This is a genomic window from Campylobacter blaseri, assembly GCF_013201895.1.
Taxonomy (GTDB): Bacteria; Campylobacterota; Campylobacteria; order Campylobacterales; family Campylobacteraceae; genus Campylobacter_B; species Campylobacter_B blaseri.
The window spans coordinates 491,201-504,993 of record NZ_CP053841.1 but is presented as its reverse complement, the minus strand read 5'-3'; the positions used below and the strand labels follow the sequence as shown (position 1 = coordinate 504,993).

Genomic DNA, 13,793 nt, shown 5'->3' with positions numbered 1-13,793 from the left:
AATATTTTTCTTTTTATTTATAATAACATATTTTATACTAAATCTAAAGAAATTTTTCCATTCTTATCGTCGTTTACTTTAACTCTTACAATATCGCCTTCTTTTAAATGATTTTTTATTTTTGATATATGTAAAAGTCCGTCAACTCCATCTTTTAAGTGTATGAAAGCACCAAAATCAACTATTTTTTTAACCTCGCCATCAAATTCTTCGCCTATTTTAAAAACTACATCTTTCTTAAAATCTCTTTTTCCACCTCTTTTGAAGTTTCCTTTTGACTCTTTTTGGGTTATTTTAATAATTGTATCTTTAGCAAGCTCAACATCTTTTTTATTATCACCTGAAATTTTAACTTCTCCTTTATCTCTGTCAAGATCAATTGATACATTAAATCTCTCTATCATCTCTCTTATGGTTTTACCGCCTTGTCCTATTATGTCAACAATTTTTCCGGGATCTACAGTAAAAATTTCTAACTTAGGTATAATATCCTCATTTACGACTATGTTATTATCTGCTTCTTTCATAATATTTAAAATATGTTCTCTTCCTTCTTTAGCCTGATATAAAGCCTCTTTTAATACATCAAGACTGATTCCTCCAAGCTTTATATCCATTTGAAGTGCAGTAATACCATCCATAGTTCCAGCTACTTTAAAATCCATATCTCCATCATGATCTTCAAGCCCCATTATATCACTTAGCACCGCATGTTTACCATCTTCAAAAATAAGCCCCATAGCAATACCAGCTACTAGCTTATAACTTTTAATTCCAGCAGCTCTGATAGCTAGTGAACCACCACAAACTGTAGCCATAGAGCTTGATCCATTTGATTCTAAAATTTCACTAACAAGCCTGATAACTTGTTCTGTATTCATATCTATAGTAGGTGAAAGAGCTCTTTTTGCTAAATTCCCATGCCCAAGTTCTCTTCTACCCGGTGCTCTTAATGGGCTTGCTTCACCTACGCTAAATCCCGGAAAATTATAATTAACCATAAATCGTTCACTAACTGCTTGCTTTTCCGTTAAAATTTCACTCATTTGAGCATCGCTTTCCCCACCAAGAGTTACAATGGCTAAAGCTTGAGTTTGTCCTCTTGTAAATAAACAACTACCGTGCGCATTAGGAAGTATATTAGTTTCTATTGAGATTGGCCTAATGTCTTTTAACCCTCTTCCATCTGCCCTTACTCTCTCATTTATAATTTGATTTCTAACAATTTTTTTCTTATATTTTTCAACTGAATTTGTTACAGTTTTTTCTTCCCATTCTTCACTAATTGCTCTATCAGATTTCATAATTTTTTTAATAAGTTCATTTAATTCAGATGCTCTTTCGCTTTTTGCCATTTTATTAATTGCAAATTTAATATCTTCTTTATAGTTTTCTTCTATACAAGCAAGAATATTTTCATCATTAATATCTTTTTTATACTCTAATTTTACTATATCTTTTTTATGTGATAAAAATTTTTCCTCATAAGCAAGGCTTCCTTTTAATATAGCCTCACCTGCAAATTTAATAGCTTCAACCATAAGTTCTTCGTCAAATTCATTTATACGCTGTTTGCTATCTACAATATCAAAAACATTAACATCATTTGCTGATTCAATACCATCAAAATTTGTAATTGGTTTGATTGGCGTTGTATCTTCATCTATTGATTGCGGAATTGATCTCATCTCTATCATTAAAAGTTCATCCTTAACACCTGCTACATAAAGATCAATATCGCTTGTTTTAAGCTCTGAATTACTTGGATTTATGATAAACTCATTGTTAATTCTACCAATTCTAACACCACAAACTGGTTGCTCTACTGGTAAATCACTTAAATATAAAGCAACACTTGCTGCATTTAAAGCTGCAACTTGAAGGTCAACTTCACTATCAGCTGATAAAACATATATTACTATCTGAGTTGGATATGCATAACCTTTTGGAAAAAGTGGTCTTAAACTTCTATCAATTATTCTTGATGTTAAAGTCTCAAAATCTCCTGGTTTTGTCTCTCTTTTTATATACCCACCAGGTATTTTTCCTGCTGCATATGACTTTTCTACATATTGAACAGTGAGTGGTAAAAAATCCCCTTCTACTTGCTCGTCATCTCTTGCTACTGTTGCTAAAATAACTGTATTTTTAATCCTAAGTATAACTGAGCCAGCTGCTTGTTTTGCAACTTTATTTAGCTCAAATATCTCTACTTGATTATTTATGTTTAGCGTATATTGCATGCTTGTTTTTCTCCTTCTTTTTGTAGTGGCAAATAATATGGACTTTCTTCTAGTATAGATACTATTTTTTGTGAATCCACTTCTATTTTTTCTTTGTAGTAAAAGTCCACTTCCACGAAATTTAATATATTATTTACTGTATAAATTTGATCTGTAATGCTATTTAAGTTATCAGCAACATTATTAGCAATTAATGGCGTAGCATATGATACTGATTTTGCTTTTAAACCTATAATTGATTTTAGGCAAGTAAATGAAGTAAGTCCTGTCTCGCACCCTTCATCAATGAGAATTATATCCCTATCACTTAAATTTCCTATTTTATTTCCTTTTCTATATTTATATATATTTTTTAATATTTTTTCTTCATATTTTCTATTGCCCTCACCATATATATAATCCAAGCTTATATTAAATGAGTCAACAAGTTCATCAATTATAACTATATCTTCTGTTTCACTTACCATAGCTATAGTACAATCTTTATTATTAGGCGCTGTTATCTCTTCCGCGAAAAGCAGTTCATAGCTAAGTCTTAGTTTTCTAGCAAGATAATCAACCAAAATTACAGATTCTAAAGACGCTGCTACTAAAAGTGGTTTTTTATCTAAAATTTCCTTTACAGGCATCTCTTCAAAAAGCTTTTGGGCTGCTTCTATTTGATCTTTAAACATTAACTTGTCTTTTTTAATCATCCTTTAAACCTATTCATAAACCGTATCTTTTGAATAATTATAATTAAAGCCACCAAATGGATAGAAATTTATAAAGAAATATAAAGTTCTTTCCTTTGAAGCTTTTTCATAACTAAGTGAGCTACTAGTTTTTGGCTCTATGTTTTCTTGATAAACTAAACTATAATTCCAACATTTTCTATTTTTAGTAATTCCTATCCTCCACATTTTAGTGTAATCTCTCTCTAAATCATAATCAAACCTACCAAATAATCTATAATAGTCTGGTAGCTTTAGAGAAAAATCAAAAATTATATAATTATCTTTATCATACTCATTATCATACCTTTTAAAACTTTCATAAGTATGCCTTAGCCCTACATTATACTTAACATTAGAATACCTTGCATATGTTTGAACTTTTTCAAAAATATGATCTTCATGAGAAAATTCAAATTTATTTCCAATTGTTAATCCATTTTGAAAATAAATATCAAGCCTATGGTTTAAATTTGATAAATCATCTTCATCAAAATCATATCCTTGAGAAACAGAGTGTCTAATAAATTTTCTGCCCTCTTTATTAAAAACATATTGAGTCAAGCTAGCCTTAGCATTTTCTTGTGTATAATCTTTTCCTAATTCACTTAAAAAATTATCTTCATAATATAGATTGTTTGTAATATCTTCTAATCTAAATTTGTTTAGCTTATTACTAGCTTTATCATAATCATACTTATGTTTTTTAAAAAGTCTTGATTTTATACTACCACTTTGATAGCCAGGTAAAACATAATCAAGTTTTAAATTCATTGTATGAAAAAAACTTTCATAAGGCTTTGCTAAATCTGTGCTTAGTGAAATTTGATGATAGTGGTTTATATAATCATCTGAACTATCTGCTTTTAAATACCCATTTCTATACTCGAACTCATCTTTATATTTTATATGTGTAGCATAGAAATTTTCACTTAACTTTAAACTTGCATACTCATTAAAAATTGGTATGCTTATGCCAATTGGAACACTAAGCTCATATTGATTTGCTGTAACTCCAGCTTTTCTTGTATAGTTATGGTATTTTGAGTCAACAGAATATGTTAAATTATCCAAAAAAAGTGAATCTAAAAATTTATGGTAGTGGATTGTAGGTAGTTCTTGAACTGTCTCATCGTTTCTAAAAATATTTTTACTATTAAGCTTATCTGTATCAATATAGTATCTTGCATAAGCTCCTAAATAGTGATTATCATCAGTTAAATAATAATTTATTTTAGAGATTACTAATGAATCTCTGCTATCTGAATCTCCACTTTTACTTTTTAAATCAAAATATTCTATATCATTTACTTGTTGTATATTTACCCATAAATACTCTTTAAAATTTCTATCAATAAAGTAACTTAAAAGTTTACTTCTATCATAATCTATCTCAAACCCATAGTGTTTTTTATTTTTATATTCTAATCTCTCCTGATGTTTTCTTTTGTTGTTAAATATCCCACCGCGAATCTCTCCATAAGAATAAGGAGAATCAGCAAATCTTAATGTTGAATATAAACCAACACCTCTTCTAGTTCTAATTTGTGGGTCAAATTGCAAATCCCAGCTTTTATACGGTGCAAAGTAAATTGGCTGTTTGTAATATCCGCCTTGACTACCTATATATCCAACCTCTGGTATTAAAAGCCCGTTCTTTCTTTCTTTACTAGTAGAAAACCCAAAATATGGAAGATATAATACAGGCACATTTTTTATATAAAAAACAGGATTATATAGGTGTAGAAATTTTGTTTCTTTATTTAGCTTTCCACTTGAAAAATTAATTTTCCAATCAGGGTCTTGTATATTACAACTAGATACCACAGAGCCTTTTGTCCGGTAATATTTTTTATCACTACAACTTTCATTATTTTGACTCCAAAACTCAGACTCTTTGTCCATAACAAAATTTTCAGTTGTAGATGTTTTATCATCCTCTAAATTAATTTTAAAGTAGTTAGTTCTAGAAACCTCATTCTTGCCTTTTAAGATATTTACATTCCCAAAAAACTCAACTACTCCCTCTTTTTGATTATATGTTGCCCTATCTGAGGTTACAAAATACTCTTTAGAGTGCATAATTACATTGTCTTTAGCAACTATAATATCTCCATCTTTATCCACACCATTTGCTAATAACTCTACATCTTGAACTTGTGCAAACAGATAAAATGTGCTTAAAATAAGTAAAGCTATAACTCTTCTAACTAACATCTATCACCAAAGTTTTTGCTAATTTATCATGCCATGTTTGTCTGACTGGGTTAAAATATGCCCAAATATACCCTATATAAAAAAGGGTTTCGCTTATAAAAATTCTTACCATCGCTCTATTCAAAGAGGTTAAAAAATTTGGAATTTCTCCATTTAAATTTATGCATTTAATCTTAAAAATCAATTTTCCAACCGTTGCTCCGTAGTAATTTACAAAAATTGCTTGATAGGCAACTTTAACAAATACAAAGTAAATAGTAAAAGTTCCTAAAATTTGTATAACTTCCTCTTGGGAGGTTATATTGGAAAATTTATCATAAAAAGCAATTATAAACAAAATACTTAATATTATTTCATCTATTAAAAAAGCACCTACTCTCTTGTTGAAACTAGCTAGTTTTACATCTTCATAGTTCATTTTAAAACCTGATAAGCAATATCTTTTCTATAGTGCATTCCTTTAAATTTAACTTTTTTACAAAGTTCATAGGCCTTATCTCTAGCTTTATTTATTGTATCTCCTACACCTACGCAAACTAAAACCCTTCCACCATCAGCATACAAATCACTACTTATAGCGCTTACTCCAGCATATGCGATATGAGAATTGTGTGGAATTGTTTCTATATGTATTAGTTCAGGCTTTGAGCTAGAGTATGGATAGTTCTTGCTAGATATAACAACTGCAACAGCAAATTTATCTTCAAGTTTTATATCTTCCAACTTTCCAATAGAAGCGTTATATAGTATCTCACTTAAATTTCCATCTATTAAAGGCATTATAGCTTCACATTCAGGATCTCCAAAGCGAACATTAAACTCAAGAACATAAGGTGTATTATTTACCACCATAATACCTACAAATAAAACTCCACAAAATTCATTACCATCTTGTTTCATACCTTTTAAAGTAGGCTTAATTACATCATCTTCAACTTGTTTTATAAGCTCTTTTGTAGCTAGTGGACTTGGTGCGTAAGCGCCCATTCCACCTGTATTTGGACCTTCATCATTATCAAGAAGTCTTTTATGGTCTTGTGCAACGGGTAATAAAACATAATTTTCTCCATCGCAAATAGCAAAGAAACTAAGTTCAAAACCATCTAAGTATTCCTCAACTACAACTCTTTTACCAGCATCTCCAAAGCTACTTCCACTAAGCATATCTTGTGCTGCTTTTTTTGCTTCTTTATGATTGTTTGCTATTATAACACCTTTTCCAGCACAAAGTCCGTCAGCTTTTACCACAACTCTTTCACTCATAGTATCTATAAAATCTGAAATTTCTTCGTAATTATCACTATTTATATATTTTGCAGTTAAGATGTTATTTTTAGCTAGAAAATCTTTCATATAAGCTTTGCTGCTTTCTAATCTTGCAGCAGCCTTTGTTGGGCCAAAAATAGCTAAATTATATTTTTTAAAAATATCAACAATTCCAGCACTAAGTGGTGCTTCAGGACCAACTATTGTTAAATCTATTGTATTTTGGATAGCAAAATTAGCAAGCTTATCAAAATCACAAATATCTATATTTTCGCCAAGTCTAGCAGTAGCACCATTTCCTGGCGAGAAGTAAATTTTATTAACTTTATTTTCACTTTTTAACTTTTGACCTATAGAGTACTCTCTTCCACCGCTTCCTATTATTAATATATTCAAAATAACTCCAAAGTATGTTTTACCCAGGTGACCGATGCGTACGACTGATTAGGCCCTAATCAGCCAATCATGCAGATAGAAATTTTCTTTAGGTTGCAAACTCTAATCCTTTAACAGACTCAAGCAAGATCACATCTCACCGAAAATTTACATCTCCGCCTATACTAAAGTGTTGGACCCTCATAAACGACACTGTCGAATCACCCAGGCAAATAAAATTATAACAAAACAATACTTAAAATGAAAATAGTTTCAATATTTTTTGAACTATTTTAAGTTTTGAGCTATTTCTATACACTTCTTTACATCCTGAAAAGAAGAAGTTATAACATTTTTATACTCTAACAACTCATTAGTGGTAGCTTTTCCTATGGATACTATACTATAACTCTCATCAATTTCAAAATTTCTTAAAAAGCCTTTTACATTTGATGGTGATGTAAAAATTAAAATGCTATTTTTTGGTGGAATTTTATCAGCACTTAGTTTTATAAACTTATTTCGATAGGCTACTATTGAAGTTAAGTCTACTTCATTATCAAGCAATATACCATCTACATTTGAAACTACCTCTTTTGCCCTTAAAAAAAGCACTTTTTTGTTTGGTAAAAGTGACAATATCTCTCTTGCAAATTCATTTCCATGATGATTTTTTGCTGTATATATATCTGTAAAACCAAAAGCCTTTGCTTCGTTTGTAGTTCCATCGCCAATTGAAAAAACTTTAATATTTTCAAATTTTATATTATTAAATTTTAAGGCTTTTATACTATGTTTTGAAGTTACTACTAAAGCATCAAAATCTTTTAAATCTATGCTAAATTTCAAAAACTCAATCTCACAGACTTTTAAGTGTTTCACCTCATCATTTGGCGTATGTGATATTAGATAAATTTCTCTCATATTATATTTTCCAACCATTTATATTTCTTGCAAATTTTACTTTAAATTACAATTAAACCTATTTTAGCACAATAAATTTTAGTACGCTTTATTTTAATTAAAATATTTATCAAACTCTAGCTATTATATCCCACTCTCTAATAAGCATGTCAAGATTAAATTTAGCATTAGCTGGGCTTGTTGAAGGAAGCTTTATAATACTTTTTTTAGTAGCTTTTACTATATCATCCTTTAAATATTTTTGGCAAATTTCATATGCTTTGTTTCCATTTGCAAAAACTTGAACTATGTTTGAAGTATTGAAAATTTCACTCAAATTTGCAGGTTTGATATCACTCATCTTTGCATCACTTGAGCCTTCTATCTTGCAAGATATCGCAGCATCATAAAGAGCAATTTTATAATTTAGCAAAAACTCTATTTTTTCATCTTTGTTTTTTGGAATTTGCGAACTAAAAATATTTGCTAAAACTTTCCAAAAACGATTTTGTGGATTTGCATAATAAAACTGTTCTTTACGGGAAATAACAGATGGAAAAGAACCTAAAATTAAGACTTTTGAGCTTTTATTAAACACAGGCTTTATAGGGTGAGTTTGCAAAATTTACCTCCAAATTAATACAATTTTTACATTTTAATATTTTAAACTATTTTTAAATTTACTTTTTGCCAAACCAACACCTTATGACTATATTATTACACATTATTTTTACATAAAATTTAAAAATAGCCTCATGTGCCACAAAAAGTTTGATATTTTTGCATAGTTTTTGGTGGTAACTCTTGATAATTTTTGTTTTTATCTTTATATTCATATGGATTTTTTAGGGCATTTAAAAAATTATTAAATTCTTCAAAATTCCCGCTTGAAGCCTTTTTAAGCACATCTTCTACTATATTATTTCTAGGGATTATAAATGGATTTGCCTTTTTCATATTTTCAAAAATTTGCTTTTTATCTATTTTTGATGAGTTTATATTTTCAAGCCATTTTTTTTGCCAAATTTTAAACTTGCTACTATCAAAAAGCTCTTTTGTCCCTTGCAAATAACTTCCATCTTTGCCTCCCATTTTTAAAGTCAAACGAACAAAGGTATTTGTGTAATCAGCTCCCATTTCTTGCATCATAGTAAGTAAATTTTGGATTAACTCTAGGTAATCATCCTCATTGTTTAACAACCCTATTTTTGCTTTCATACCTGATATAAAAGCTTTATTAAATTTCAAACTATATTTTGAAAGCGCTTTTGTGGCGATTTTTACAGCCATATCTTCATCTTTATGAATAAGTGGCAAAAGAGTATCAGCAAATTTTGAAAGATTCCATTGCCCGATTGATGGTTGATTACCATACGCATAACGTCCATTTCTATCAATGGAGCTAAATACTGTATTGACATCATATTCATTCATAAAAGCACAAGGACCATAGTCAATACTCTCACCCGAAATAGTCATATTATCAGTATTCATAACCCCATGTATAAATCCGACAAGTTGCCATTTAGCTATAAGATTAGCCTGTTTTTCTATAACATTTTGCAAGAGTTTTGTATAAATATTTTCTTCATTTTGAGTAAGAATTTCCCCATAATGCCTTTTTATAGCATAGTTAGCAAGCTTTTTTAAGTCTTCTTTTTCATTTAAAGAAGCAAATTCAAATGTCCCAACTCTTAGATGGCTACTTGCAACCCTTGCCAAAACCGCACCTTGTTCCATACCATTTCTATAAATTTCTTCTCCAGTTAATGAAACAGCTAAACTTCTAGTTGTAGAAATGCCTAAATAGTGCATTGCCTCACTTATCAAATACTCTCTTAACATAGGCTTTATAACCGCTTTTCCATCACCTCCACGCGAATATGGTGTTGTTCCACTGCCCTTTAAATGCAAGTCATATATCTTTCCATCTAGTGCTTGTTGTTCTGCAATTAACATTGCCCGTCCGTCACCTAAAATTGTGAAATGTCCAAACTGATGCCCTGCATATGCTTGAGCTATGGGTTTTGTATGTTTTATAGGCTTGTTTCCGACAAAAATTTCAGCCTTTTCATCTTCACTTAATTTTTCTATCTCTTCATCTATGCCTAATGTTTTGGCTAAGCTTTCATTATACAAAATTAGTTTTGGATTTAAAAAATTTGCATTTTTAACTTTTGAATAAAACTTTTTTGGAAGTTTTTCATATGTATTAACTATACTCCAACCGGATTTTTCTGATAAATTCATTTTTTGCAATTTCCTTTTATTTTTTATATATTATATAAAATTAGGTTAAATCAAATTTGATATTTAATTTATAAAAATAAAATGGCAAGCAGATGATCTTGTATAAATTTGATAAAAGCTTCTAATTTTATAATTTGTATTTACTAGGTAGTTTTAAAAAATTTAGCTTATTCTTAACACATATCAATGTTTTTAATTTTGAAATTTGATATTATTATAAAAATTATTTAGGAGATAACATGAAAATAATTAATTGGAAAAATGAAGATTTCAGAGATGTTTCAGCTATTAAGCTTTTTGAGCATAGTGGCGGTAAAGAAATTAGAATAAGTATGGAAAAAGACTCTTTTATGAAAGAACATCAAGCACCAGCGGCTATAATGGTTCAAGTTTTGCGTGGAAAGATAGAGTTTTTCGTTCAAGATGAAATGCAAATTTTAGATGAGCTAGATATGGTAACTCTAGATTCAAATGTTCCACACTCTCTAAAAGCACTTGAAAATAGCATAATTAGATTAAGTTTAAGCAAAAATGATGATGTAAGCCGTGTTTTTAAGGTGGTAAATTAATTTTACAAATTTGTTAAAAGCTTAAAAATTATTTAAGTAATGAAATTATCAATTAAATTACATAATTTTATTATAAATAAAGTAAAGAAATTTCTTTACTTTAACTTTTACATATCTAATAACAATAAACAAGATTTATTTTGTTTATTCTACATAAAGCAAAATAATAAGTTAACATAACAATCATATTTTAAAACATTTAATTTGATTATAAAATTATCTTACTATCTTTTATAGTAAAACTAAATTTTAAATATTTACAAATATCTCAACAAGTTTTTGAATTTTTTCTAAAACAGTATGTTTTTTAGCCTCTCTAGCTCCACCTCTTCTTGAAACTGCTGGTAAAATTTCATCTAAATCAGTGCCTGCTGAACTTGCAAAACCTTTGTTTATAGAAGTTTCAATATATCTTTTAGAACTATCTTTTAAATTTTCATTCTTTATAAGTTTGTTTATTTGGACATCTTTTTGCTCTTTTGCAAATTTATAAAACTTTTCTAAAATTTCTTCTTTATCATTTAGTTTAGATAAATCAGTACTATTCATAAAATTAATTATCAACTCTTCTTTAGCTCTAGTTCCCAAAGATGAACGAATAACTCTTTTAATCTCTTCTTTAAACACTTCACCATCTTCTTGATTTTGTGATTTTTCAAATATTAAAGCCAAAATATAATCAAGATTTATCTCATCAGTTTTAAGTAAATCTACCTCAAACTCAACATCACTAAAATCAATTTTTGAATTAGCATTTTCATCATTTTTTTTAGATTTTAATGCTTCTTCTCTTATCTGCAAATATACACTTTTCATATCTTGCATTACTCTATCAGATATAATAGACTCAAAGCTATCAAATTCATCAAAATTTCTTAAAATATTTTCGCTTTTTAAAAGATCTCCAAATATTTTAGCAAATTCTTTTTTCTCACTTTCAAGAAATATTTGCGTAGGTTCGGGAAATTTATCAACCATCTCATTGCAAATTTCAATATAACCTTTTACACTTTTCTTGCCTTCTTCATCAACAAAACCATTCATATATTCATTATAACTTTTTTCTAAGATTATATTTATACTATTTTCATCTCCAAAAAGTTTAATTGCCTCCTTTGTTGCATCTTCTAAATTTCTAAAACAAACTATATTTCCAAAAGCCTTAACTTTATTTAGTATTCTGTTTGTTCTAGAATATGCTTGGATTAGTCCGTGATATCTTAAGTTTTTATCAACAAACAAAGTATTAAGAGTTGGTGCATCAAATCCAGTTAAAAACATACCAACGACAATAAGTAAATCAATATCTTTGTTTTTCATACGCTTAGATAAATCTTTATAGTAATTAGTAAATCCATCGCCATCAATTGAATAATTAGTTTTAAATTGCTCGTTATAATCTTCAATAACTCTATCTAAAAACTCTTTAGAACTTGAGTTTAAGGCACTAGGTTCAAATCCTTCATCAATTATATCACCATTAGCACTTTGCTCTTCATTGGCAGCAAAGCTATAAATAGTTGCAACTTTTAACCTTTTTTCTTCTGGTAAATTTTGTTGTTGTCTAACAATTTCTTCATAGTATAGTTTTGCAGCCTCTATGCTTTGGACGGCAAACATAGCATTAAATCCATTTAATCTTTTTAATTTTACAGTGTATTGTTCATTCCTATGAGTTTTACTGTCAAAAACATCTAAAATATGTTTAGTTACTTCAGAAATTCGCTCAGGATGAAGAAGGAATTTTTTGTTTTCAAGAGCCTTCAACTTTTCTTCATCTTTTTCTAGTTCTACAGATTTAAATTTAGCCTCTACGTTGTTATAATCAACCTTAAATTTTAAAACTTTGCCATCACGAATAGCATCGGTTATAACATAGCTATGAAGTTGAGCCCCAAATACTCCAGCAGTAGTTTTAGCACCTGAAGCATTTTCAACAAATATAGGCGTTCCAGTAAAGCCAAATTGATAGTAGTGTCTGAAAGATTTTTTTATATTTTTTTGTGCCTCGCCAAATTGAGAACGATGACACTCATCGTAAATTATCACACAGTGTTTGTTATAAATTTCATGTTGTGAATTTTTCTTTACAAACTCATTTAATTTTTGAATAGTAGTAACTATAATTTTATTATCATCTCTTTGGATATTTCTTTTAAGCTCTTTTGTATCCTTACTACCATTTACACTATCTTTCTGAAATTTTTGATACTCTTTCATGGTTTGATAGTCCAAGTCTTTCCTATCAACTACAAAAAATACCTTATCAATAAAGCCAAGTTCACAAGCTAATCTTGCTGCTTTAAATGAAGTTAGAGTTTTACCAGAGCCTGTTGTATGCCACACAAATCCACCCGCATTAATGCTTCCTGATTTTCTAGTTTCATAACTTGATTTTATTTTCCATAAAATTCTCTCAGTTGCAGCTATCTGATAAGGTCTCATAATAAGCAAAGTATTTGTTACATCAAAAACACAATATTTAGTTAAAATTTCAAGCAAAACTCGTTTAGTAAAAAATGTAGCAGTAAAATCACTAATATCGTTAATTGCTCTATTTTTAGCATCTGCCCAAACACAAGTAAATTCATAATTGTTTTTATTTTCAGCTGTAGTATTAGCAAAATATCTAGTATAAGTTCCATTTGATATCACAAAAATTTGGACATATTTATAAAGTGAGCTTTGTGTATTAAAACTCTCTTTTGAATACCTATGAATTTGATTAAATGCTTCTTGCAAACTCACACCACGCTTTTTTAACTCTATATGCACAAGTGGCAAACCATTTATCAAAACAGTTACATCATAGCAGTTGGCGTGAGAGCCTGATTGATTTAGTTGATTTATCACTTGTAAGTGATTATTATTTATATTTTTCTTATCTATTATTTTGATATTTTTTAAATATCCATCATCAAAAATAAAATCATGAATATGTTTTTCCTGAATTTTACGAGTTTTCTCTACAACTCCATCACTAGGAGCATCAAGATACTCTTTTAAAAATCTCTCCCATTCGCTAGGTAAAAATTTCACGTTATTTAATCTCTCTATTTGAGTCTTTAAATTTTCACAAAGTTCTTTTTGAGAGTGGATATCAAGCTTTTCATAACCTTGAGAGATTAGATTTTCTATAAGTTCATCTTCAAGCTGAGCTTCACTTTGATAACTCTCACTTCTTGGTTTTAAACTCTCAAATTTGGCTAGCACTATACCGTCAGTCATCTGTGCAATAGGCTTAATATCATTCATGT

Annotated in this window: 10 protein-coding genes; 1 reads left to right on the top strand and 9 read right to left on the bottom strand. The window is 29.0% G+C overall.

The genetic code is table 11. The features are described from left to right. Nucleotides 1-32: 32 nt before the first annotated feature. The 8 genes from CBLAS_RS02665 to CBLAS_RS02630 form a co-directional block, all read right to left on the bottom strand. Nucleotides 33-2,243 (bottom strand): polyribonucleotide nucleotidyltransferase, encoded by a 2,211-nt coding sequence (locus CBLAS_RS02665; RefSeq protein ID WP_106871361.1) that lies wholly within the window; start codon nucleotides 2,241-2,243, stop codon nucleotides 33-35. Beyond that, nucleotides 2,228-2,938 carry a phosphoribosyltransferase gene (locus CBLAS_RS02660; RefSeq protein WP_106871363.1) on the bottom strand — a complete coding sequence of 237 codons (711 nt, stop codon included), beginning with the start codon at nucleotides 2,936-2,938 and terminating at the stop codon, nucleotides 2,228-2,230. Before CBLAS_RS02660 ends, CBLAS_RS02665 begins: the two co-directional genes overlap by 16 nt. A 9-nt stretch (nucleotides 2,939-2,947) precedes the next feature. Further along, complete coding sequence (locus CBLAS_RS02655; protein WP_106871365.1) at nucleotides 2,948-5,173, bottom strand: LPS-assembly protein LptD; 2,226 nt, start codon at nucleotides 5,171-5,173, stop codon at nucleotides 2,948-2,950. Continuing rightward, nucleotides 5,163-5,591: an RDD family protein gene (locus CBLAS_RS02650; RefSeq protein WP_106871367.1), complete on the bottom strand. Its 429-nt coding sequence runs from the start codon at nucleotides 5,589-5,591 to the stop codon at nucleotides 5,163-5,165. Before CBLAS_RS02650 ends, CBLAS_RS02655 begins: the two co-directional genes overlap by 11 nt. Further along, nucleotides 5,588-6,835: a phosphoribosylamine--glycine ligase gene (gene purD, locus CBLAS_RS02645; protein ID WP_106871369.1), complete on the bottom strand. Its 1,248-nt coding sequence runs from the start codon at nucleotides 6,833-6,835 to the stop codon at nucleotides 5,588-5,590. The genes CBLAS_RS02650 and purD overlap by 4 nt, the downstream gene beginning before the upstream one ends. 267 nt (nucleotides 6,836-7,102) lie before the next feature. Then, entirely contained in the window at nucleotides 7,103-7,756 is a 654-nt protein-coding gene (locus tag CBLAS_RS02640) for a uroporphyrinogen-III synthase (protein WP_241517592.1), read from the bottom strand. 91 nt (nucleotides 7,757-7,847) lie between these two features. Further along, nucleotides 7,848-8,342, bottom strand: a complete 495-nt coding sequence (locus CBLAS_RS02635; protein ID WP_106871371.1) for a DNA-deoxyinosine glycosylase — start codon at nucleotides 8,340-8,342, stop codon at nucleotides 7,848-7,850. Between the two features lie 128 nt (nucleotides 8,343-8,470). Further along, nucleotides 8,471-9,967 (bottom strand): protein adenylyltransferase SelO, encoded by a 1,497-nt coding sequence (locus CBLAS_RS02630; RefSeq protein WP_106871373.1) that lies wholly within the window; start codon nucleotides 9,965-9,967, stop codon nucleotides 8,471-8,473. A gap of 239 nt (nucleotides 9,968-10,206) precedes the next feature. On the opposite strand from CBLAS_RS02630, the gene CBLAS_RS02625 reads away from it, so the two are divergent. Then, nucleotides 10,207-10,536, top strand: a complete 330-nt coding sequence (locus tag CBLAS_RS02625; protein WP_106871375.1) for a cupin domain-containing protein — start codon at nucleotides 10,207-10,209, stop codon at nucleotides 10,534-10,536. A 249-nt stretch (nucleotides 10,537-10,785) separates the two neighbouring features. Here the strand turns inward: CBLAS_RS02625 and CBLAS_RS02620 are convergent, their stop codons facing one another. After that, a complete protein-coding gene (locus tag CBLAS_RS02620) occupies nucleotides 10,786-13,791 on the bottom strand; it encodes a type I restriction endonuclease subunit R (protein ID WP_106871377.1) in 3,006 nt (1,001 codons plus the stop codon). Nucleotides 13,792-13,793: the final 2 nt, after the last annotated feature.

What these genes read in the sequence shown, in the direction of transcription:
- CBLAS_RS02665 (WP_106871361.1), bottom strand. Translation starts at nt 2,243, where the DNA reads ATGCAATATACGCTAAACATAAATAATCAAGTAGAGATATTTGAGCTA.
- CBLAS_RS02660 (WP_106871363.1), bottom strand. Translation starts at nt 2,938, where the DNA reads ATGATTAAAAAAGACAAGTTAATGTTTAAAGATCAAATAGAAGCAGCC.
- CBLAS_RS02655 (WP_106871365.1), bottom strand. Translation starts at nt 5,173, where the DNA reads ATGTTAGTTAGAAGAGTTATAGCTTTACTTATTTTAAGCACATTTTAT.
- CBLAS_RS02650 (WP_106871367.1), bottom strand. Translation starts at nt 5,591, where the DNA reads ATGAACTATGAAGATGTAAAACTAGCTAGTTTCAACAAGAGAGTAGGT.
- CBLAS_RS02640 (WP_241517592.1), bottom strand. Translation starts at nt 7,756, where the DNA reads ATGGTTGGAAAATATAATATGAGAGAAATTTATCTAATATCACATACG.
- CBLAS_RS02630 (WP_106871373.1), bottom strand. Translation starts at nt 9,967, where the DNA reads ATGAATTTATCAGAAAAATCCGGTTGGAGTATAGTTAATACATATGAA.
- CBLAS_RS02625 (WP_106871375.1), top strand. Translation starts at nt 10,207, where the DNA reads ATGAAAATAATTAATTGGAAAAATGAAGATTTCAGAGATGTTTCAGCT.
- CBLAS_RS02620 (WP_106871377.1), bottom strand. Translation starts at nt 13,791, where the DNA reads ATGAATGATATTAAGCCTATTGCACAGATGACTGACGGTATAGTGCTA.